The sequence below is a fragment of the Rhodoferax lacus genome (assembly GCF_003415675.1).
In the GTDB taxonomy this organism is placed as follows: Bacteria; Pseudomonadota; Gammaproteobacteria; order Burkholderiales; family Burkholderiaceae_C; genus Allorhodoferax; species Allorhodoferax lacus.
On record NZ_QFZK01000004.1, the window covers coordinates 86440 to 108478 of the forward strand.

General features: G+C 63.7%; 21 protein-coding genes. 13 read left to right on the forward strand and 8 right to left on the reverse strand.

The features are described 5' to 3' along the window. Window positions 1-216 precede the first annotated feature (216 nt). Window positions 217-2418 (forward strand): hypothetical protein, encoded by a 2202-nt coding sequence (locus DIC66_RS08470; RefSeq protein ID WP_147321275.1) that lies wholly within the window; start codon window positions 217-219, stop codon window positions 2416-2418. A 62-nt stretch (window positions 2419-2480) separates the two neighbouring features. Here DIC66_RS08470 and DIC66_RS08475 read toward each other — a convergent pair whose 3' ends face one another. Together DIC66_RS08475 and DIC66_RS08480 are read right to left on the reverse strand one after the other, a co-directional pair. Continuing rightward, window positions 2481-4136 carry a bacteriohemerythrin gene (locus DIC66_RS08475; RefSeq protein ID WP_158558874.1) on the reverse strand — a complete coding sequence of 552 codons (1656 nt, stop codon included), beginning with the start codon at window positions 4134-4136 and terminating at the stop codon, window positions 2481-2483. A gap of 198 nt (window positions 4137-4334) precedes the next feature. Continuing rightward, window positions 4335-4814, reverse strand: coding sequence for a hypothetical protein (locus tag DIC66_RS08480; protein ID WP_117176593.1), 480 nt, complete (start codon window positions 4812-4814; stop codon window positions 4335-4337). A gap of 121 nt (window positions 4815-4935) precedes the next feature. On the opposite strand from DIC66_RS08480, the gene DIC66_RS08485 reads away from it, so the two are divergent. Then, window positions 4936-6036: a DnaJ C-terminal domain-containing protein gene (locus DIC66_RS08485; RefSeq protein WP_158558875.1), complete on the forward strand. Its 1101-nt coding sequence runs from the start codon at window positions 4936-4938 to the stop codon at window positions 6034-6036. A 50-nt stretch (window positions 6037-6086) separates the two neighbouring features. Here DIC66_RS08485 and DIC66_RS08490 read toward each other — a convergent pair whose 3' ends face one another. Next, window positions 6087-6620, reverse strand: a complete 534-nt coding sequence (locus DIC66_RS08490) for an ABC transporter ATP-binding protein (protein WP_233505844.1) — start codon at window positions 6618-6620, stop codon at window positions 6087-6089. A gap of 260 nt (window positions 6621-6880) precedes the next feature. Between DIC66_RS08490 and DIC66_RS08495 the strand changes: the two genes are divergently transcribed. From DIC66_RS08495 to DIC66_RS08510, 4 genes are all read left to right on the forward strand, one after another. Beyond that, on the forward strand, window positions 6881-7165 hold the full coding sequence (locus DIC66_RS08495) for a type II toxin-antitoxin system TacA family antitoxin (protein ID WP_117176091.1): 285 nt from the start codon (window positions 6881-6883) through the stop codon (window positions 7163-7165). Continuing rightward, window positions 7162-7668, forward strand: a complete 507-nt coding sequence (locus DIC66_RS08500; protein WP_117176093.1) for a GNAT family N-acetyltransferase — start codon at window positions 7162-7164, stop codon at window positions 7666-7668. Before DIC66_RS08495 ends, DIC66_RS08500 begins: the two co-directional genes overlap by 4 nt. Window positions 7669-7705: 37 nt before the next feature. Continuing rightward, on the forward strand, window positions 7706-8617 hold the full coding sequence (locus DIC66_RS08505; RefSeq protein WP_117176095.1) for a DMT family transporter: 912 nt from the start codon (window positions 7706-7708) through the stop codon (window positions 8615-8617). A 106-nt stretch (window positions 8618-8723) separates the two neighbouring features. Further along, on the forward strand, window positions 8724-9296 hold the full coding sequence (locus DIC66_RS08510) for a YceI family protein (protein ID WP_199534703.1): 573 nt from the start codon (window positions 8724-8726) through the stop codon (window positions 9294-9296). Here DIC66_RS08510 and arsA read toward each other — a convergent pair. Then, window positions 9244-11286: an arsenical pump-driving ATPase gene (arsA, locus tag DIC66_RS08515; protein ID WP_117176099.1), complete on the reverse strand. Its 2043-nt coding sequence runs from the start codon at window positions 11284-11286 to the stop codon at window positions 9244-9246. The two genes, DIC66_RS08510 and arsA, sit on opposite strands and share 53 nt — an antisense overlap. A 132-nt stretch (window positions 11287-11418) precedes the next feature. Here arsA and DIC66_RS22890 point away from each other — a divergent pair, with 132 nt between their 5' ends. Beyond that, window positions 11419-11613, forward strand: a complete 195-nt coding sequence (locus tag DIC66_RS22890) for a hypothetical protein (protein ID WP_147321276.1) — start codon at window positions 11419-11421, stop codon at window positions 11611-11613. A 20-nt stretch (window positions 11614-11633) separates the two neighbouring features. Then, a complete protein-coding gene (locus DIC66_RS08525) occupies window positions 11634-12296 on the forward strand; it encodes a DsbA family protein (RefSeq protein ID WP_117176595.1) in 663 nt (220 codons plus the stop codon). Window positions 12297-12344: 48 nt separating this feature from the next. Here the strand turns inward: DIC66_RS08525 and DIC66_RS08530 are convergent, their stop codons facing one another. From DIC66_RS08530 to DIC66_RS08545, 4 genes are all read right to left on the reverse strand, one after another. Beyond that, the gene (locus DIC66_RS08530; protein WP_117176103.1) at window positions 12345-12959 is read right to left on the reverse strand and encodes a DUF3313 family protein; all 615 of its coding nucleotides are present in this window, start codon (window positions 12957-12959) and stop codon (window positions 12345-12347) included. Continuing rightward, window positions 12956-13609: a DUF2306 domain-containing protein gene (locus tag DIC66_RS08535; RefSeq protein ID WP_117176105.1), complete on the reverse strand. Its 654-nt coding sequence runs from the start codon at window positions 13607-13609 to the stop codon at window positions 12956-12958. The genes DIC66_RS08530 and DIC66_RS08535 overlap by 4 nt, the downstream gene beginning before the upstream one ends. A 97-nt stretch (window positions 13610-13706) precedes the next feature. Then, window positions 13707-14387, reverse strand: a complete 681-nt coding sequence (locus tag DIC66_RS08540) for an SOUL family heme-binding protein (protein WP_199534692.1) — start codon at window positions 14385-14387, stop codon at window positions 13707-13709. A 123-nt stretch (window positions 14388-14510) separates the two neighbouring features. After that, complete coding sequence (locus DIC66_RS08545; protein WP_158558876.1) at window positions 14511-17123, reverse strand: winged helix-turn-helix domain-containing protein; 2613 nt, start codon at window positions 17121-17123, stop codon at window positions 14511-14513. A gap of 273 nt (window positions 17124-17396) precedes the next feature. Here DIC66_RS08545 and DIC66_RS08550 point away from each other — a divergent pair, with 273 nt between their 5' ends. From DIC66_RS08550 to otnI, 5 genes are all read left to right on the forward strand, one after another. Then, a complete protein-coding gene (locus DIC66_RS08550; RefSeq protein ID WP_233505845.1) occupies window positions 17397-18389 on the forward strand; it encodes an alpha/beta hydrolase in 993 nt (330 codons plus the stop codon). A 134-nt stretch (window positions 18390-18523) separates the two neighbouring features. After that, complete coding sequence (modA, locus tag DIC66_RS08560) at window positions 18524-19279, forward strand: molybdate ABC transporter substrate-binding protein (RefSeq protein ID WP_117176113.1); 756 nt, start codon at window positions 18524-18526, stop codon at window positions 19277-19279. Window positions 19280-19307: 28 nt separating this feature from the next. Further along, a complete protein-coding gene (gene modB, locus DIC66_RS08565) occupies window positions 19308-19985 on the forward strand; it encodes a molybdate ABC transporter permease subunit (protein WP_117176115.1) in 678 nt (225 codons plus the stop codon). A 61-nt stretch (window positions 19986-20046) separates the two neighbouring features. Continuing rightward, window positions 20047-21117 carry a molybdenum ABC transporter ATP-binding protein gene (modC, locus tag DIC66_RS08570; RefSeq protein ID WP_117176117.1) on the forward strand — a complete coding sequence of 357 codons (1071 nt, stop codon included), beginning with the start codon at window positions 20047-20049 and terminating at the stop codon, window positions 21115-21117. Between the two features lie 60 nt (window positions 21118-21177). Beyond that, a complete protein-coding gene (otnI, locus tag DIC66_RS08575) occupies window positions 21178-21981 on the forward strand; it encodes a 2-oxo-tetronate isomerase (RefSeq protein ID WP_117176119.1) in 804 nt (267 codons plus the stop codon). Window positions 21982-22039 lie beyond the last annotated feature (58 nt).

Sequence of the window (22039 nt, forward strand, 5' to 3'; positions counted from 1 at the left end):
TGGTGAAAACTTGCTCGAACACCTGGAGTCTTGCGGGTCTTTCCCGACTGCAACCCGAAAGACTGCTCCCGCGGCAATCCCGGCGACTAGCGCACTCCCATTTGCTGCAGGTAAAGCCCCAGTTGCCGTTGCATGATGACCTGGCAGCGCATACGGTGGTGGTACGGGTGCAGGGGCCTTGCCTCTGGATGTAAGCCCCCCTCCCATATTCATGGGATGTCTTCTTTCCTGGATGAAATTGAGAATGAAGGTCTAAATCAATTTCAGGAGTCAGGAATGAAGAGAATTACAACAACCATGCTGTGCGCAGTGCTGGTTGCCTGCGGTGGCGGAGGCGGCACGGGCACCAGCACCAGCACTCCGGTCGTTGTGACCAGCACCCTGACAGGAACCGCTGCGACCGGCACGCCCATCACCGGGAAGGTTGTTGCCATCGACAAAAACGGCCGGACGTTTCCGGGCCAATCAGACGCCATGGGCAGTTTCACAGTGGATGTCACAGGGGGTACCGCACCCTTCATGCTGAGCATTGTTGGCTCCTCGGGCGGGCAGATGGTTTCTCTCAATTCGATTGCCACTGCGGCGGGACAGACAGTCAACATCACGCCCCTGACCGACCTGATTGTCTCTGCCGCCAGCGGTCAACCCGGTGGTGCCAGCTTGGCCAATTTGTGCACCTCTTCGGTTCCCGCGGACCTTGCGGCCTGCCAGTCGGCGTTGAACAGCGTCAACAGCACCAACCTGAGCGCGGCCAAAAGCCAGATAGCCAGTGCCCTGTCGGGCTTGGCCGGATCGCTGGGTCTTGGCGCCTTCGATCCGTTTTCAACCGCGTTCCCGGCAAATGGCACGGGACTCGATGCCTTGCTTGACGCTATTGCAGTAACCCCGGCAACCGCCAGCGCACCTGTGGCTACCATCAAATTGGTATCGGCACCGAACCAGAACCTCGCCAGTCTGAGTCTGGATATCGGCAATCCCGGTGGTGCGCCGGTAGCACCGGTGAGCCTGACTGCGCCCCAACTCACGGCTGCGGCAGCCGCTGCCAATGCGCTGAAGGAAATCCGTACCTGCATGAATGAACTCAATGCGCTGTACCCGTCCACCCTGTCGACACCGCCGAGCAGCGCTGCGCTCAGCAAATATGTCGATCCCACCTTCCGTATTGGTGGCCCGAACGCTGGCAGCACCGGACTGGACTACGACAGGATCGTCACAAAGCTGACCACAGTCCCATCAGCAGGCGGCTTTGCCCAGGCAGGACTTGCATTTGTTCCCCGCGGATTTTCAGCTTTTGATTTTTCGCCTATCGCGGGAACCGGAAGCACTACCGACACCTCCGTGTTACCAGTCAGCACACCCGCGTTCAACGGCGTTGATACCGCCTGGGTTCAGATGGCAATCAGTGTGGACTCCAGTGGAGTCAACAATTGGAAGTTCATCAAAGGTGCGGCGCAGGGTGCCGGATCCACTTGCGCGGGTTGGCGCGTTGCGGGCTTTGGGCGCATCAGCATGCATATGCAGGCACGTGTCAGCAAGCACATCACCTATCCGAACGGCGCCACGTCGGTGACGTATGACAGGTCATTGCCGCTGCACATCAATACCAGTGACGCGGTTGCAGAAGGCATTGCCAGCGTGGATGTGGTCAGCCTGGCCGGTGCTTTGCGTACGTATGACAGCACCACCCCGGACGGCGTGGGTGCATCCGCGATTGTTCAGTTGGTGACTCCCCCAGAGGCAGTCGCGCCGGCTGTGCGCCCGACCGCTTTGGGCATTCTGTATGCACAAGGCAGCAAAACGGTCAATGGACCGGAGGCCATCAGCAGTTGCCAGGACCTGAAGGCCGGATACAGCTTGTTTGGCGTGCCGGCCGTCAGTGGCACGACGGTGTGCTATGACGAGGCCGCACTGGTGCCCGGTTCCCTGTTCAAATATGTGTTGAAGGATGCAGCCGGCGTTGTCCTGTATTCGTACGCGTTCCAGGTTCCAACGATTCCGTTGTCCCTTGCCTTTGTTACCGCCAACGACGCCCAACTGTTTCCCCAGAACATCAGCACGACGCCCGTCAATGCAGCGGGACTGAATGCTGTCAAGGGGGACCAGACCGATCTGAGTGACAAGCTGTCTTTCGGCTTTGCCAATTCCACCGTGTACGGAGCACGGGCAGAGCACTGTGGTGTCGGCTTGCATCAGGCTGCTTCTGGTGTTCAGACTACGGGCCCTCAGATTCTTGTGGCCGAACAGCCGACACGTGGCAGCCAAACCAGTTGTACGTTTGTCGACAGCCAGCTCAATTCCGGCAGCATGCTGTTGACCGCACCCGCGACCTTTGCAACCGGTGCGTTCAGCTCCAACTACATGTATATCGCCAATACCGTGCTCGGCAACATGGCGGAGGTCTCGCTGCCCTTCAACTAAGGCCAACGCCCACCGCGCAAAAGCCCGCTACACAGCGGGCTTTTGTGTTTGGCTGCCGGTATTCAGCGCACGCCCATTTGCTGCAGGTAAAGCCCCAGTGCCTTGTCGGAGTTCTGGATGTGGCCCATCAGCCAGTCCTTGACTTTTTGCAGCACCAGAAAATCGCCATCGCGGCCTTTTCTGTCCACGATCAGCTGCAGGTCATTGCTGAGCTTGCTGTGTTCATGGTCGTGCATGGTGATGTCCGGGTAGTGGTAGGTCTCCATGTAGCGGTGTTCGGTCTGGAAATGATGCCGGGTGAAGTCAATCAGCTCGTCAAAGCGTTTTCCGATGTACGTGTCGCTGGCATGTGCGGAGATGTCCAGGTTGATCTCGTTCACCAGGCGCACCAGTTGGCGGTGCTGCGCGTCGATTTCGGCCACGCCGACCAGGTGCGCATCCTGAAAATGGATCCAGTGCCCGGGGTCCGATGTCTGGTCGGCCAGCACGCTGGAGAAACCGTACGCGTTTTTGCCTCGGGCCTTGCAGGCGAACATGGCATCGTCCGCCAGGGACAGCAGGAAATCCATTTCCACGGCATTGGTTGGGTACAGGCTGATGCCTATGCTCGTGCCCAGGCGGCAGTGCTTGCCGCCAGACAGGGCGATGTCTGTCTGCAGAACCTGTATCAGCTTCTCTGCAATGGCGGCGGCCTCCTGCGCGCTGTCCAGGTTGCCAGCAATGATGGCGAACTCGTCGCCACCCAGGCGGGCAATCGTGTCGGTATCGCGTACGCAGGATTGCCACCGCGCGGCCACGGCCTGCAGCGCCAGATCACCGGCGGCGTGGCCGAACTGGTCGTTGACGGGTTTGAAGGCATCCAGATCGGCATACAGCAGCGCCACCAGCTTGCCGCTGCGACGTGCCAGCGAAAGCTCGCGCGACAGGCGGTCAAAGAACAGGGCGCGGTTGGGCAGTTCGGTCAGGCGGTCAAAGTTGGCCTGGTGCCAGATCAGCTCGGCCGAGCGTTGCTGCTCGGTCAGGTCCCGCACAAAGCAAAAGAAGCGCCCCCCTTCCATGGGTGAATAGGACACCACCATTTCAACGGGCCATGGCCTGCCGTCGCGGGCCCGGTGGGTGGAGGTAAAGCGCTCGTGCCCCAACAGCATGATGCGTTGCATGCGTTGCGCCACATCGCTGCTTTTGTCGAGTACGTCCAGGTCATTGATGTGCAAGTCCAACAGCTCGCTTTGGCTGTAGCCGGAGGCCAGGGAATAGGCCTGGTTGGCCTCCAGCAGGCGGCCCTGGATGTCGGTCACCCAAAAGCCGTCACTGGAGGTCTGCAGGGCAATGCGGTATTCCTGTGCCCGTACCTCCAGCCGCCGGCGTTCGGTGATGTCCTGGAAGAAGCTGTAAACGCCCAACAGCTCGCCGGTGGCGGCCTGGATGGGCGTGGCTTCTGTGTGTATCCATGTGTGGTTGCCAGACTGCGGGTTGAAGATGCCCATGACGATGTCATGCACCGCCAGCCCGGTGCGCAGGGCCTGCATGGCCGGGTGGTCGTTGCCCGCAAAATCCGAGCCGTCTTCGCGCATCGCGCGCCAACGGGGGTCTATGGAGGTCAGCCCAAGCATCTGGTCCAGGCTCAGGCCCAGTATGCGTTCGGCGGCCGGGTTGACGACAATGATTTTTCCGTCCGGGTCCTGCACCACAATGCCTGCGGGCAGGGTGTCAAACACTGCCTGGCTGAAGGGAATGACCCCGTGCCCGTGCCCCTGTCCATTCACTGCAACATCCAGTGGCTGCTTTATTGTTTGTGTTCCCATTCAGTCAGGGTATCGCAGCTGCCCTGCGCTTGTAAAGCGAATCAACCCGTGTGTGGCCCTTCGCACACAGCGCTTGCATGGGTCTGGTAGCGCCCGGTGCCTTTCTGCGGTTTAAGCGCTCGGCCGCACAAAGCCGGACTCGGCCCAGGCCACGGCGCTGGCGGTAGTCAGTTTGAACGTGGGTGGCACCGCCACGCGCCCCAGCTCTTCCTCCAGATCGTCGGTGGCCACCAGCGAGGCGGTGGCACCTTCCTCGTCGGGCACGATGGTCAGCGCCACGCGCAGGCGGCGCCCGGCCACGGTCACGCTGACGCTGCGGTTGAGCTGGGCATACAACTGCTGCTCATGCCGGCGTATCACCTCGGAGGCGGTTTTCACCAGCGTGTGGAAGGCGTTTACATCCAGGGGCTTGGGGTTCTTCTTGTCGCGCCCCATGGTCCAGGGGCCCACCAGGGCGGGCTCGGACTCGGTGTGCAGCGTCATGGCCACGGCCCAGCCGTCGTCGTCTTCGTTCTTGATCACGCGGGCGGTCCAGCGCTCGTCGCTCCACACGCGGTCCTGTTGAATGGGTTCTGGGGTGTTGTCGGTCATGGTGTTTTTCAGGGGGGAGGTGGAGCATAGACGGTATTGCTACCGGCTTTGTTGCACGGGCGTCAGCCGACCGCAGCGGCACTTTGCTACGATGGCCTTTTCTGAAACAGGACACGCGCCCATGGACACCCAGGAGGCCTACGCAGAACTGGGCCTGGACCCCAGTGCCAGCGACGCCCAGCTCAAAGCCAGCTGGCGCCGTCTGGTCGCCACCTGGCACCCGGACCGCAATGCCGCGACGGATGCCGGGCGGCGCATGCAAAGCATCAACAAGGCCTACCAGCACATCCGCCAGCTGCGCGATGGCGATGGTGACGCCGACAGTGAAAGCGATAGCGACAGCGCGGCCAGCACCAGTGCTTCTTCCGACGAATCCAAAGCCCAAGCCAAGGCCGAGGCAGCCCAAGCCGAGACCGAAGCAACCGACACCGATGCTCCCGGCAAGACCCATGTGCGCAAGGTGCGCCTGTCGCTGGAAGACGCCATCCTGGGCTGCACCCGCACCCTGCGCGGGCACTTCACACACCGCTGCGGCACCTGCGTGGGCAAGGGCCAGCGCGTGCTGGCGCAGGCCTGCAGCAACTGCCACGGCAGCGGCGCGGTACACAAGCCCGCCCTGTTTGGCTGGCTGTGGAACCAGGAGGCCTGCGCGGACTGCGGCGGTGACGGCCGCCAGCGCGCTGCCTGCGATGCCTGCGAGGGCAAGGGCGAAAAGTCCGTGGCCTACCGGCGCCGGGTGCGCTTTCCTGCAGGCATGCGCGAGGGCCATGTGCTCAGCGTGCCCAGCACCCAGCACGGCGAGCTGGAGATTGGCCTGGAGCTGCAGGTGGAAATCGAGCCCCACCCCTTCTTTGTGCTGGACGCCGAGGGCGTGCTGCGCGCCGAGGTGCCGGTCAACGGCTACGCCTGGATGGCCGGCCGCTGGGTGGACGTGCCCACCCCTGACGGCATGCAGCAAATGCGCCTGAACCGCGACGCCCTGGTCTACCGCTTGGCCGGGCAGGGCGCACCCGCCAAGCCGCGTGGCCCGCGGGGTGACTACCTGGTGAAGGTGCTGCCGGTGTTCCCCGACCCGGATGACGCGGCCACCGTGGCGGCGCTGGATAAGCTGATTGAAACCTCCAGCCGCGCGGCTGTGGCTGATGATTCGCTGCCCCTTGGCGAATGGCAGCGCCAGCTCAAGCGCTGGAACGCCAGCCACAAGGAGCGTGGCGCGGCTTAGAGAGGCCTGGGCAGAGTGGCTCGGCGCAGGGCAGCCCAGCGTTGCAGGGCTCAGCTTGGCGTGACCTCGTCCAGCGCAATCACACGCCGCCAGGGCAGCGCCGGGTCGGCCTCGTAGTCGGCCACCACCCAGCTGCGGCTGGGGTGCTCCGCCATGTCGGCCAGGAAAGAGGTGAGTACACGAATGGACGCCCGGTCCAGCGCGGCAAAGGGCTGGTCCAGGCAGGTCACATTGGCTCCGCAGGCCAGCAAACCCACCAGCGCCACCTTGCGGCGGCTGCCGGTGGACAGCATGAACAGCTGCTTGTGCAGGTGCGGCAGCAGCGCCAGGGCCTCCACCAATTCGTCCTGCAAGTCGCTGTTCCAGCGCGGGCTGCGCGCACGCAGGGCCTGCCACACCTGCTGGGGCGTTGCATCGTCCTGGCCCGGCAGGCTGAGGTCCAGCCAGTGCGCATCGGTCGGCGGTGTTTCACCGGGCAGGGCCGCCAGCTCGCCACACAGGCGGCGCAACAGGCTGGTCTTGCCGCTGCGCTCACCGCCGGTCACGGCAATCAGGCCAGGGGGGAGGGGGTAGAGGTCGGTCATGCTGGGCGCCATTATCTACAAGGCGCAGGCCGGGCCGGGCCGCAAGCCCCCTTGCGAAACTGTGCGCTTTTCCACACACCCCAGCGAGCCGCCAGACCCGCGAGCTCGAAACCTATCTGGGCAACGCGCTTTTTGTGCGCTCGGGGCGCACCGTTATACGCAGCACCTATGGTTCGGACTGGCTGGGAGCGGCTCTGTCTGACATAATGACAATGTCATTACGAAATGCCAGAGTCACAATGCTCCAAGGAGAGACCCACATGCCGGCAGTTACCGAAGCCAAGCGCGAAACGTTGAATATCCGCATCAAAGCAGAGGTTCGCGATCTGATTGATCGTGCGGCAAAGTCGCGTGGCAAAAACCGTACGGATTTCATTCTGGATTCGGCGCGTGCTGCCGCGGAGGAAGCCTTGTTTGACCAAGTCATCATGTCGGTGAGTCCGCAGGCCTTCAAGCAATTCCAGGCCCGTTTGGATATGCCGCCCAAACCGAGTTCCCGTTTGATTCAGACCATGGCCACCGTCGCACCTTGGGAACAGGGATGAAGTTAACGGCACCCATGCCGTTGACCGAGCGCCATGTGACAAGTGAGTTTTCATGCGGTGTGGACAGCCTGGATGATTGGCTAAAACGCAGAAGCCTGAAAAATCAGATTCAGGGTGCGTCCCGAACTTTCGTGGTCTGCGATGGAGCGCGGGTCCTTGCTTACTACGCACTTGCCTCCGGTGCCGTCACGACCAAGCATGCCACGGGGAAGTTTCGCCGCAACATGCCTGAGCCCATTCCAGTGGTCGTTTTGGGTCGCTTGGCGGTTGATCGTTCCTTGCATGGCCGAGGGTTTGGTCGCGCCTTGGTTCGCGATGCTGGCATGCGGGTTCTTCAAGCAGCCGATGCCATTGGCATTCGGGGGATGACGGTACATGCGCTGACCGATGAAGCCAAGACGTTCTATGAAAAGGTTGGCTTCGATCCCTCACCACTGGACTCCCACTTGCTGATGATTACCTTGGCGGATCTGGCAGCCAGCTGCAAATTGCCAGCAGCGTAATGGGTTCATTCACATTTTGATAAATCGCCCACGCACCATGCGGCCTGAGTCGCAACTGCGCCTGGCACGCTGGGCCATCTGGCTCATTCCCCTGCTGTGGGCCGTCAACTACTTTGTGGCCAGAAAAGCGCCCGGTGTCATCGAGCCCTACACCCTGGCTTTCATGCGCTGGGGCATTGCCGGGCTGCTGCTCAGCATCCATGCACGCGCCGAGCTCAGGCGCGAATGGCGCAACATTGCGGCGGTCTGGTACCAGTACGTGGCGTTGGGCTTTTGCGGCATGGTGGTGTGCGGCGCCTGGGTGTACCTGGGTGCGCAGTCCACCGGCGCGGTGAATATCTCGCTGATCTATTCGGCTTCGCCCGTGTTGATTGCCGTGGGCTCGGTGCTGTGGCTGCAGGAGCGCATGCGCGGGCCGCAGGTGCTGGGTGTGGTGCTGGCGCTCACCGGCGTGCTGCATGTGATTGTCAAGGGCGAATGGGCCGCGCTCGGCCAGGTGCGCTTTGTGGTGGGGGACGCGTGGATTGTGGCGGCCATGGTCTCTTGGGCGATGTATGCCATGCTGCAAAAGCTCTGGCCCAGCACCCTGGGCTCCACGGCGCGACTGGCCGCCACCTGCTGGGGTGCCATGCCAGTCCTGCTGGCCGGCACCGTCTGGGAGATGGCCCAACCCGGCACGCCAGCGCTTACGCTGCACGCGTGGGTGCTGGGCCTGTCCGTGGCCCTGCTGCCCGGCGTGGGCGCTTACTGGATTTATGGCTGGGCGCAAAAAATACTGGGCGCCAGCAAGGTGGCCGTCACCCTGTATCTGGGTCCGCTGTACGGCGCCCTGCTGGCCTGGCTGGTGCTGGGCGAGCGCCTGGGCTGGCACCACCTGGTGGCCGCCGCGCTGATTCTGCCGGGGGTGTTTCTGGTGTCCAGTGCGGGGGCGGCGAAGCGCGCTGCATAGACAGGGACAGCTGCGCCGCAATGCCTGTAGCATTTCAACCAAAGCAGGCAGGAAAATGACGCCAAGCTATGCCATTCAACCAAAAGGAGTTTTTTGCATGTCCAGATTGCATACCCAAACACTGTTGCTCGCACTGGCTGCGGCCTCGGTTGGTGCCATCGCCGAACCGGTGAGCTACACAATGGACCCGGCCCACACCTACCCCAGTTTTGAGGCCGACCACATGGGCATGTCCTACTGGCGCGGCAAGATGAACCAGAGCTCCGGGCAGGTGGTGCTGGACCGGCAGACAGGCACCGGGACATTGGAGGTCGCGATCGACCTGGCATCGATTGACTTTGGGCTGCCGGCCATGAACGCCTGGGCCATCGGAAACAATTTTTTCAATGTCGAGAAGTCTCCGCAGGCCATCTACAAGGGCACGCTGGAGAAGTTTGTGGACGGCAGCCCGACCCTGGTGAGTGGAGCGCTCACGCTCAATGGGCGCACCCAGCCGGTGAACCTGAGCATCAACCGCTTCAAATGCATGCCCCATCCCGTGCTCAAGCGCGAGTTCTGCGGCGCGGACGCAAGTGGCAGCTTCCAACGCGATGCCTTCGGCCTGGATGCCGGCAAGGCCTATGGCTTCAATATGGAGGTGGCCTTGCGCATTCAGGTGGAAGCGGTGGCGAACAAATAGCTTGGCGTGACACCAGCCCCGACAACTCCGCCAGCCCGATGGGTGCCTTTGCGCGCCACGGCACCAGATAGGTTCGTTTGGAAAGGCCGTTGGCCACCCGGTCCATCTGCATCCGCTCACCACGCAGGCGGGCAGACAGCAGCGGGTCTTCTGTGCCAGCAGCCAGCACACTCTTGTTGATCACCCAGGCAAAGGGCTCGATCTTGGCGCGGCGCAGGTCCTCCTGCAGCGCCTGGGCCTGGGACACAGGTGTGGTCTCGGGCAGGGTCACCAGAATGATCCGGGTGTAGTCCGGGTCCTGCAGGCGCATCAGCGGTGTGACCAGGCGGCCGCTGGCCTGCCCCTCAAATTCGCGCATCATCTGCCGGTGGTAGGCACCGGTGGCGTCCATCAGCAACAGCGAGTGGCCTGTGGGCGCAGTGTCCAGCACCACAAAGGCGCTGCGCGCTTCGCTCACGATGCGCGCAAAGGCGTGAAACACCGCCACCTCTTCGGTGCAGGGCGAGCGCAGGTCTTCGCGCATCAGCGCCTGTTCCTGCGCATCCAGATGCGGCCCCTTGGCAGCCATGATTTTTTCCACATAGCGCTGGGTTTCCACCAGGGGGTCTATGCGGTCCACTTGCAGTCCTGGCAGTTCCCCGGCCAGCGTCACGCTCAGGTGCGCGGCTGGATCCGTGGTGCTGAGGTGCACGCTCTTGCCCCGCTGCACCAGGCCCACCGACAGCGCTGCGGCAACGGTCGTCTTGCCCACGCCGCCTTTGCCCATCACCATGATCAGGCCATGCCCGGCCTGTGCCAAGGCATCGGCCAAGGCATCCAGGCCCTGGCCTTGTGTCGGGCCTTGCGTGGCCAACTCACCCGCCGGGGGCGCGCTGCCTTGTCCGAGCAAGGCACGCAGCGCCGTCAGGCCCACGGTGTCAAAGGCCCGCAGCGGCACCTGGTCCTGGGGCAGCGCCATCAGGTTGGGCGGCATGTTCTTCAAGGCCTGCAGGCCCAGATCTTCCATCGCGCAGGCAATGGCGTCCTTGCGCGCACTGGCATGGAACACGCCGTTGACCACCAGGCGCTGGTTGGACAGGCCCAGGGCCTTGAGTTCGTCTGAGGTGCGAGAGGCCTCCCGGATGGCGCCCGCATCTGGCCGGGTCACCAACACCACGGTGGTTTGCGCGGGATCGCTCAGGGCATCGAGTGCCGCCTTGAAGCGCACCTCCTGCATCTTCAAGCCCGAGTGCGGACCCAGACACGAAGCGCCCCGGTCGTTGCCCGCCAAAAAGCCCGTCCATGCCTTGGGCAGGCTGAGCAGGCGCAGCGTGTGGCCGGTGGGGGCGGTGTCAAACACCACGTGGTCCCAGGCCTGGTCCGGGTCCGACAGCAGGCTGGCAAACTCATCAAAGGATGCGATCTCGGTGGTGCAGGCGCCGGACAACTGCTCACGCACGGTGGCCAGTTCTTGCGCACTGGAGTCGGTGGCTATTTGCGCCACCACGCGCTGGCGGTAGGCCTCGGCTGCAGTGTCGGGGTCTATGTTGAGCACCGAAAGCCCTGGCACCTGGGGTACGGGCGTTGGCGTGTTCTTGAGCGCAACACCCAGCATTTCGTCCAGGTTGGTGGCAGTGTCGGTGCTGACCAGCAGCACCTTCTTGCCACTGTCTGCCAGGTACAGCGCCACCGCCGTGGAGAGCGAGGTTTTGCCCACCCCGCCCTTGCCTGTGAAGAACAGGTGGCGCGAGGGGTTTTTCAGCAGTTCCAGGGGCTTGGGGCTCAGCCACAAGACAACGGCCTGTCGCGTGGGAATACCGCCACTGTGGACGAGTTGGCCGTCCACCATCACCGCGGGTGTATGGTGCACCCCCATGGCATGGATGTGGTCGCGGTCAGTGACCTTGCCAATCTCTACCGCCACGCCGCGCTCTTTTGCCACCCGCTCAATCATTGCTGTGGTGATCTGGCACTTGGAACAACCGGAACCTAAAACAAGTATCTGGACCATGATGTGTACCACTTCAAACAGGGGCCGCTATGCACACGGTCATTGAACTACCAACGCATCACGGCTTCACTGACAATAGTCAACAGGCCTTCCATCTGCCGATGAACCTGACCCCTCAAGAAAGTTAAATCCATGCACAGCGCAGAGCAAAAAGAATTCCTGCAGGCCACAGCCTGGCTCAGGCCTTTCACGCGGTGGGCTGCAGCCTTCTCGTTCCGGACCACGGGGTACCTGCCTGAAGCGGTCCGCAATCTCCCCTTGAAACTGGTCAAGCGCATGCTTGCCCGCCAGCACAAGCGCGCGGGCTCGGGATGCAAGCCCGGTTGAAGCACAAAAAACAAATACCCATGCAAAAAAAGACGGCCTCTGCCACCTCACTTGTCGCCGCACTCATGGCACTGCTTGCCGTCATCGCCATGGGCGCATGGTGGTATTTTTCCAGTCCGGCAAGCCCGCAGCCGGACGCCATGGCGGTGGACCGCTCGGCGCTGATTCGCCCGCACTCTCCCAGCGAGGGCCGCTCCGATGCGCCGGTGGTGATTGTGGAGTTCTTTGATCCCGCTTGCGGCACCTGCCGCCAGTTCTACCCCATGGTCAAACAGCTCATGGCCGAGCATCCGGACCGCATCCGGCTGGTCATGCGCTATGCGCCCTTTCACAAGGGCTCTGACAAAGTGGTGGCGGTACTGGAGGCCGCGCGCCGGCAAGGCAGGTTCTGGCAGGCGCTGGAGGCCTTGTTTGAGGGCCAGGACGACTGGGCCTCCAACCACACCGCCAAGGTAGACCTGGCCTGGAAATACCTCAATGGCATTGGCCTGAACATGGAACAAGTGGCCTTTGACATGACCGCCCCCGACCTTCAGCAAGCCCTGGCACAAGACCTGCGCGATGCCAACACGCTGGGCGTCTCGCAAACGCCGGAATATTTTGTGAACGGTCTCCCACTGCCATCCTTCGGGTTCCCGCAATTGCAGCAACTGGTGGCGCAGGAGCTGGCCAAGGCGCGCTGAACAGGTCCATGCGCATATGCCTAGGCCATCGCCACAAGGCGGCCTTGATCAATTCGCGCCGGGGCCCTGCATCACTTTGGCCAACTCCACCGCCGCCGAGGCCAGTGCCAGTTCGGCGGGTGCCAGCCGGGAGAAGCGGGCCCTGAATTCGGACACCGGCACAAAGTAGGCATGGGCCATGCTGGCCAGGGGCTGGCGGGTTTCTGCATCCAGCACTTCAATTTCCACGGCCGCACCGCCGCGGTCCAGGGGCACGGTGAGCAGCACGGCGGTAACCACATTCAACACCGGCGACACCGATTCGGCACGGGTGATGAGGGCGCGAATGGCCAGTGGGCGGCCACCCGCCACCGCTGGCAGGGCCTGGGCTTCTTTGGCAATGGCGGCCTGCAGCGTGGACAGCAGTTGCGCCTTTTCCGGCTCGGAGAATCCGGCCTCGGCAGGCAGTGCCCATTCCACGGACAGCGAACGCACCTGGTGCGGGTCGAGTGGCGTGGCAGCGCGGAAATGCGCCGTGCCGCCATCGGCCGAGGTGGTCATCGCGCTGCGGTCGCCCAGAAATCCGGTGTCGGTGGCCTGCATGGTGGAACAGGCGCCAAGGACTGTGGCTGACAGAAGCAGGCCCAAGCGCAGGGCGCGGGCGGTGTGGGTGATGGATTTCAAAATATTTCCTTGTAAAAATGGAAGCTGCCCAACAGGCGGCCGTGAATAATCTTTTCGGCAATGAGCAGGTTGAGCAGCCACGCCAGGCTCATGAGCACATCGCGTTGCAGGGCGCTGGGTGGCCCCAACGTCAGCATCCACGGCAGGAGCAGCACGACCTGTGTGCCCGCACCCTGGCCCAGTGCATAGGCGCGGACCATCCACGCACGGTGAGCAGCCATGTTGCGATTCAGGGCGGCCTGCACGGCCAGCACAATCGCCACCGCCATGGCCGCGCCCACCACCAGGCGCACACCCAGAAGCAGGCTGCCTTGCATGGCGGCAGGGATGGCAAAGCGTGCCGCCATCCACATGCCCGAGAGAGCCGCCAGCACGCCGCTTGCAGCCACCACGCGCCCAGCCACCTGGTGCCAGCGGGGAAAGTGCCGGCGCAGGTCCGCAGAAAACTGTAAGGCGCCCAAGAGACAGAACAGGCTGGCCGCCACGATGTGCAGCCAGGTGATGAGGGGTGAAGCCAGGAAGCGTTCGCTGTCAGCATTGACTATGCCGACCAGACCGATGAGGCGGGCGATGCCGGCCGCGCACGGAATGGCGCTGAGGGCCAGCAGCCCCAGGGGAATTTTCCAATCGACTCGGAGCACGTTTTGCATGCCCGCAGTCTAGGCAGCGCCTGCGGTTTTGTAACCGTACCAAAGTACGGTTCTGCGCCCAATCAGTCCAGGACGCTTGCTGCAGGAAGGAGCAAGGTCACGGGTTAGTGGTCAGGTGCAGCCAAATTTCGTTGCGCCGCATAAACCAGGGTGTGAAGGGCGCGTTGTAGCGTGAGTACACGGGCTCACCCACCCACAGCAGCCCGGCCGTGCGCAAGGCGGCCTGCAGTGCGGCCAGATGCTTTTGGTAATTGGCGTCGGACCAGAAGCCCGAAAACCGGATCACCGCCACGCGGCTGGGTGCCACGTCGCGCAGCATGACGCGTGCATCCAGCGGCTCGGGTGCGCTGGCCAGCGTCACCCCTTTGGGCAACACGAACTGCACGCGGTAACCACCCGGTGCGGCGGTCTGCGTGACGGGTGCTGTCATCTCCAGCTTGACCGGCTCGGCGGCCTGCGTCACAGGCGCAGTCATGGCAAATTTGCGCTCGCCCTTGTTCTTGCCAAAGATGTAGCCCGCCAGAATCGGGAAAGCCAGGCTGCCGGCTTCATCCGCCGTTCCGGCCACCACCACCTCGGCCACGGTGTAGGCGGCGTATTCGCGCACCTCGATGTCTTCCAGCTTCTGGATAACGGTGTAGTCGGGTTCTTCGGTGGCGTGGCTGGTCATGGGTAAGACGGCCAGAAGCAGACTGCCCAGCACCGCCCATGCACGCGCGCCCGGCCAAATGCGTGGGCTGGTTTGCATGTTGTGCGGGAGTTGGTAGTCCATCGTCATGGTCGTGGGTCCGTTGGGTTGTGGGACTTGAGTATGGGGTAAACGGGTGGGTGTGGCGGTGCGGTGGCGAACATGGGGGCCGTGAAGCCGCACGCTTGCACTGTGTGCTGTGCACGTGCTGCGCTACAGCAATTTCAATTCGATGGCACGCGCCACCGCTTCGGTGCGGCGTTGCACGTCCAGCTTGGCAAAGATGTTCTGGTTGTGCCACTTGACCGTGCTCAGTGACACGAACAGGCGCTCACCAATGGTCTGGTTGGAATGCCCTTGCTGGATGAGGCGCAAGATTTCCAGCTCCCTTGAGCTGAAGTCGCCCAATGGCAGATGGGACGAGGCGGCCGTCTGTGGGGCGACCGGTTGTTGCGTCGTCTGCGTGCCAAACGCGGCCAGCAGCTGTGCCACATGGCCCGCAACACCCTTGTCGTCCCGCAACTGGCTGAGCAGCGTTTGCATGGGTGCGCCCTCATCCACAAAGAGCCGGATGGTCCCTTGGGATTGCGCTTGCGTCACGCACGCGCGTAGCAGGGCAAGGGCCTGGTCCAGGTGCTCCATGGCGTGCAGAACAAGGGCCTCCAGCACCATGGCCTGCAGTGCGTCCCGCGTGCGCAGCTCCGACTCCACCCTGCGCCGGTGGCCCTGTATCACTTCCAGGGCCTGCAAGCCCTGGCCCTGTGCCAACAAGCTTCGGGCAAGGCCCAGCGGCAGCTGGTGTGCCTGTGCCAGCAGGGCGGCGGCATAAACGTCACCTTGGCGCAGCAACAGCAGCACTTGCAAGTCGGCCGCTTCCCGCAGGCGATCGGTCAATGGCCCCGCCGTGTTCAGCCCATGGGTCCGTGCCAGCAGTGCCAGTGCCTGCGTGTCTTCCCCTTGGGCGCTCAGCAGGCGGGCCTGCAGCAGGTCCGCACCGATTTCGGTCTGGCTCTTGGCCTGGTGAACCAGCGCGCTGCACAGCAGGGCCAGCGTCTGGGCTTCATCGAGCGCATTCCAGTCGTACACGATGTTGGCCAGGCCCAGATGGGCCTCGAAGCCCAAGACATGGCTGGGGTCACCCACCATCTGGATGGCCTCACGGTAGGAGGCAGCCGCTGCCTGCAGCTGGTACTGGCTTGCCTGGATGCCGGCCAAGGCGGTGCCTGCCACAGCGGAGAACATCACATTGCCGGAAGCCAGCCCCGCACCGATCACCTCGGCAAAAGCCACGCTCGCGCGGGCGCGCTCGCCGCGAAACATGAGGGCCACACCCAGAGCGCATTGCGCGGCGGTGCGGGCCGGCCGGTTCTCAGGGTTCAATAGCGCCAGGGCAGCGCTCGCCTGTGCATGAATCGTTTTTGCGTCGTTCCGGTAGACCGCCAGCCAGGCCCTGAGGACGGCAATCTGCCCCTGGGTGTCCGCCGTGCGGGCGTCTTGCGGCCTGCCTGGCAGGGCGGCCTCTGCGGCCAGCAATTTGTCTTCCAGCTGCGCGGGCTGGCCCGCAAACAGCAAGGACCAGGAATACACCACCCACAGGAATGGGTGGCGGTTCAAAGTGGCCGGTGTCTGGGACGCAAGCCAATGCACCACAGGCGCAGTCACGCCGCGAAAGTACAAGGGCATGCCTTTGCCCTCGATCAGCCGCAGGGCACCTGTGATGTCCTGGGCCAGCGTGGCCTGTTGAAAAGCCTCAAGCTCCAGTCCCTCTGCCTCATACCATTGGCTGGCACGGCGGTGCAGGGGCTCCACCACTTCCCTGTGGCCCAGACGCTGACGCAGCAGTTCAGAGAACAAATGGTGGTAGCGGTACCAGCGCCGCTCGGAGTCCAGGGGCACGATGAACAGGCCGGCCCTGTCCAGCTGGTGCAGGATGTGCTCGCCGCCCTGGGTCTGCAGCACCGCATCGCACAAGGGTCCACACAGCCGGTCCAGCACCGAGGTGCGCAGCAAGAAGGCCTGAACCTCCTCGGGCTGCTGGTGCAGGACTTCCTCCATCAGGTAGTCCTGCACGAAATGGTGGCTGCCCGTAAACGACGCAATGAAGCTCTGGGGGTTCTGGTGTTGGTGCAGCGAAATGGCCGCCAGTTTCAGACCCGAAATCCAGCCTTCGGTGCGCGCCTCCAGTGCTTGCACCTGGGCACTGGTAAGGCGCACATCACCGTCCTGGTTGAAGAACGCGGCGGCTTCTTCCAAACCAAAACGCAGGTCCTGTTGCCGGATCTCGGTCAGCTGGCCGTTGGCGCGCAACCGGCCCAGCGCGATGGCTGGCTCCTCCCGGCTGGCGATGACCACATGCAACTGGGCAGGCATATGGTCGATCAGAAACGCCAGTGCCTCGTTCACGGCGGCGCTGGCCGCCAGATGGTAGTCATCCAAAACCAGTACCAGCCGGCCGGGGACCTTTGCCAACTGGTTCACCAACAGCGTCAACACGGTCTCCACCGAGGCGGGTGGCGAACCCCTGAGCATGGCTGCCAGCCCCACGCCTACGGTGTGAGAAACCGACTCCAGCGAGCCGGCGACGTAGATGAGAAAACGGTGGGGATCGCGGTCATCCCCGTCCAGCGACAGCCAGGCACTGGGGACAGGGCAATCCTGTGCCCACTGGCTGACCAGGGTGGATTTGCCGAAGCCTGCGGCCGCGCACACCAGCGTCACCTTGCGCGAGAGCCCCGCATCCAGTCGCTGCGTCAGCAGCGGGCGCGCAACATCATGGGCCGGCCGGGGCGGAGCGAAGAACTTGGTGGCCAGCAGGGCGGTGGACATGGGTAGCCTCATTAGCCAAACAACGCAGGTTGGAACCTGATACGGCTTGGGGTGCATGCAAGCAAGCGAACAACCATACCTAAGTACGGTTACAAAAATGGGGGCGGTCCATACACTTCCTGGATGACACAAAACACCCGATTTGATTCGGCCCCCTTTAGCTTGATTGTGCACATCCTGCGCGCGCGCAGGGCATTTAGAGCTGCAGGCGTTTTCTTCGCCATCGCAGCCATGGCGATGGCCGCCTGTCTGGTATGGGGAGGTCCCAAACCCTTGCCACCCCTCAGAAGCATAGGCGACCCTTTCAAGGACGTCCGCTTTGACGGCATGCCAGCCCTGCAAACCTTCACCGCACGCGACGGCACCCCACTGGCCTACCGCCGCTACGACCCTGCAGGCCAGGGCAATGGACGGGGCAGCGTGATGCTGGTGCATGGTTCCTCCGGCAACAGCAACAGCGTGCATCCCCTGGCGCAGAGTTTTCTGGAGGCGGGCTATACGGTCTATGCCTTTGATATCCGGGGCCATGGCCAATCGGGTGTCAAAGGGCAGGTCGGCTACATCGGACAACTCGATGATGACCTGGAAGATTTTGTAGGCGCCGCGCAACCCGCCAGGCCGCGCACCTTGCTCGGCTTTTCTTCCGGCGGCGGGTTTGCGTTGCGGGTGGCGGGCAGCCCGCGCGGTGCACAGTTTGACAACTTCCTGTTCATGGCCCCCTACATTCACTACAAGGCCATGACGAACCGCTCAGGCGCTTCCGCCGCCTGGGCCTCTGTAGGCCTTGCGCGCCTGGTGTCCCTGGTGTTGTTGAACCGTGTTGGTGTGCCGACTTTCAACGATCTGCCTGTGCTGAATTTCGCCGTTGCCGAGAATCCCAAAGCCGATCTGGTCCGGCAGTATTCCTATGCCCTCGCCGTGAGTTTCCAGCCGCCGGACGGCTACCGCGCGGCGATTCGGTCCATCGCCCGCCCGGCCGAGGTGATGGCCGGTGCCGACGACGAACTGTTCTTTGCGGACCAGTACCGTCCCCTGCTGGATGAGGCCGGGAGGCCCGACATCCCGGTGACGGTTGTGCCGGCAACGGGGCACATCAGCCTCACCCTGTCACCGGCCGGGCGCGCTGCCGCCGTAGCTGCTGTGCAGCGAATGGACGCACCATTCGAGCTAGCGTGGGCAGCCTGTCCGGTTCCGTGGCGTTCGACGGCACCAGGCGCAGCTCACACCTGTTTCTGCGTACCTCCACCGGCCAGGTCCAGCACCTGAGCCCGGCCACGTGCGTTGCTTCTTGGTCCCCAAACGCCTGGGATAGCACCTGGCTTCAAAGACATGCAGCACCCTGGCCCTTGATGGCGGTAACCTTGGTCACCGTCTATTGATTTTGTTACCCAGAAGTTCCCATGCAACATGTCCCTTTGCTGTCCGGTTTGCTGACTGCCCTGGCGCTGGCATCCCTGCCGGTGCAGGCCGATGACATCTCCGTTGCAGTGGCCGCCAACTTCACCGCGCCCCTGAAACAGATTGCGGCCGAATTCGAGAAGGACACCGGCCACAAGGTGGTGGCTTCCTTTGGCTCCACGGGCAAGTTCTACGCCCAGATCAGGAACGGCGCGCCGTTTGAAATCCTGCTGTCCGCCGACGACGAGACCCCGGCCAAGCTGGTCAAGGAGGGCGCTGCCGTGGCTGGCAGCCAGATTACCTACGCCATGGGCCGGCTGGTGCTGTGGTCGGCCAAGCCCGGCCTGGTGGATGCGGCCGGTGCCGTGCTCCAGAAGGGCCGCTTTGAGCACCTGTCGCTGGCTGACCCCAAGCTCGCACCCTATGGAGCCGCCGCTGTGCAGACTCTCAAGGCCCTGGGCGCCTACGAGGCGCTACAGCCCAGAATCGTCACCGCCGAAAACATCACCCAGGCCTTGCAGTTCATCAGCAGCGGCAATGCCGAGCTGGGCTTTGTGGCGCTCTCGCAGGTGCAGAAGGACGGCAAGATCGAGGGCTCTTTCTGGTTGGTGCCCGCCAAGCTGTACACCAGTATCCGCCAGGACGCGGTACTGCTCGACAAGGGCAAGGGTGCCACTGCTGCGGCTGCCTTGCTGAAGTACCTACAGGGCGACAAGGCGCGCGCCATCATCAAGTCCTTTGGCTACGAATTGCCCTGAGCCCTGAACGCTGGGCTAAGCTGTGCCCATGTCTGCCGATATTGCCGCCATTGTTTTAACCGCCAAGCTGGCCACACTCAGCACCGTGCTGCTGCTGTGCCTGGGCACCCCGATTGCGTGGTGGCTGGCGCGCAGCCCCTCCAAATTCAAGACGGTGGTGGGCGCCATCGTTACCCTGCCGCTGGTGCTGCCGCCGGCCGTGCTGGGGTTTTATCTGCTGGTGCTGATGGGCCCGCAGGGGCCTGTAGGCCAGCTCACGCAGGCCCTGGGCCTGGGCCTCTTGCCCTTTACCTTTGCCGGGCTGGTGGTGGCCTCGGTGATCTACTCCATGCCCTTTGTCGTGCAGCCGCTGCAACAGGCTTTTCATGCGATAGGCCGCCAGCCGATGGAGGCCGCCGCCACCCTGCGCGCCTCGCCCTGGGACGCCTTCTTCACCGTGGCCCTGCCGCTGGCCAGGCCCGGCTTCATCACTGCGGCCGTGCTGGGGTTTGCCCACACCGTGGGCGAGTTCGGCGTGGTGCTGATGATGGGCGGCAACATCCCCGGCAAGACGCAGGTGCTGTCCATGGCCATCTACAACCATGTGGAGGCCATGGAATACCGCAACGCGCACTGGCTTGCCGGTGGCATGCTGGTGTTTTCGTTCCTGGTGCTGCTGCTGCTTTACAGCCGTGGCTGGAACCGCGGTGCCGAGGTCGTCAAGTGAGCGCCGCGCCGGGCTGCCCCAAGCAAGCGCGCACCGCAGCACGCCGTGCGAAGGTGTTGCTGTGACCCTTCACGCGCAGTTCAAGCTCGACTACCCCGGCTTCAGCCTGGATGTGGATCTGCAGCTGCCGGCCAAGGGCATCACCGCGCTGTTTGGCCCCTCGGGCTGCGGCAAGACCACGCTGCTGCGCTGCATGGCGGGTCTTACGCGTGCGGACCAGGGCCAGCTCAGCCTGCAGGGCGAGGTCTGGCAGAGCGCCACGCAGTTCCTGCCGGTGCACCAGCGCGCGCTGGGCTATGTGTTCCAGGAGGCCGCACTCTTTGGCCACCTGAGCGTGCGGCGCAACCTGCTGTATGGCCAGTCCCGCGTGGCCGCATCAGCGCGCCAGGTGGACTTTGACAGCATGGTGCAACTGCTGGGCATTGGGCACCTGCTGGAGCGCCTGCCCCTGCACCTGTCGGGCGGCGAGCGCCAACGTGTGGCCATTGCCCGTGCCCTCTTGACCAGCCCGCGCCTACTGCTCATGGACGAGCCGCTGGCCGCGCTGGACCTGGCACGCAAGCAAGAATTTCTGCCCTACCTGGAGCGCCTGCACGACGAGCTGGCCATTCCGGTGGTCTACGTCAGCCACGCACCCGACGAGGTGGCACGCCTGGCAGACCACCTGGTGGTGATGCAGCAGGGGCGCGCCGTGGCCGTGGGGCCGCTGACCGAAACCCTGGCGCGCCTGGACCTGCCGGTGCACTTGGGCGAAGACGCCGGTGTGGTGCTGCAGGCCGTGGTGGTGGAGCGCGACACGCAGTGGCATCTGGCACGTGTGGCCTTTGAAGGTGGCAGCCTGTGGGTGCGCGATGGTGGCCACGCCACAGGGCAGGCGGTGCGCGTGCGCATTCTGGCGCGCGACGTCAGCATTGCGCTGCAGCCGGTAAGCGGCATCAGCATCCAGAACTGCCTGAGCGCCACGGTGGAGCAGATGGTGGATGACTACCACCCGGCCCTGTGCCTGTTGCGTCTGCGCCTGGGCGCCGCGCCCTTGCTCGCGCGCGTGACGCAGCGCTCGGCGCACGCACTGGAGCTGGCAGCAGGCAAGCCGGTGTGGGTGCAGATCAAGGCGGTAGCGCTGATAGGCTGAAGCTCCCTTACCATCGCTGGCCTTGACCCTGTCTGCACACCATTGATCCGGGAACCCGCCATGCCACGCTTTGCCGCCAACCTCACCATGCTCTACAACGAGCACAACTTTCTGGACCGCTTTGCAGCGGCCGCACAAGACGGCTTTTGCGCTGTCGAGTTCCTGTTCCCCTACGAACAGGCTGCCAAGGACTTGGCGTTGCGCCTGCAGGACAACGGGCTGCAGCAGGTGCTGTTCAACGCGCCCCCGGGCGACTGGGCTGCGGGTGAGCGCGGTCTGGCCTGCCTGCCGGGGCGCGAGGCCGCGTTCCGCGACAGCATGGAGCGCGCGTTGGACTATGCCCATACCTTGCAGTGCCCGCGCATCCACGTCATGGCGGGCCTGGCACCTGCTGGCGCCGATGCGTCAGCCCTGCGGGCCACCTATCTGGCCAACCTGGCTTGGGCTGCGAACGCCGCCGCTGCTGCCGGGCGTGAGGTGCTCATAGAGCCCATCAACCAGCGCGACATGCCCGGCTATTTCCTGAACCGCCAGGACGCGGCACACGCCATCGTGCAGGAGCTCAATGCCCCCAACCTCAAGGTGCAGTTCGACCTCTACCACTGCCAGGTTGTCGAAGGCGATGTGGCCACCAAGATCCGCCACTACCTGCCCACCGGCCGCGTCGGCCATATGCAAATGGCCAGCGTGCCCGAGCGCCACGAGCCCGATGGCGGCGAGCTGAACTACAGCTACCTGTTTGCGGTGCTGGACGAAGTCAGCCAGGCCTGCGGCTGGGAGGGGTGGTTGGGCTGTGAATACCGGCCCCGGCTGGGCGCGGTGGCGGGTGCCACGTCGCAGGGCTTGGGCTGGATGCGGGGGTGAGCAGGCTCTTGGCGGCTGGTACATCGCCCGCGCCGCGCACAATGCCTTCGGCCCTTTG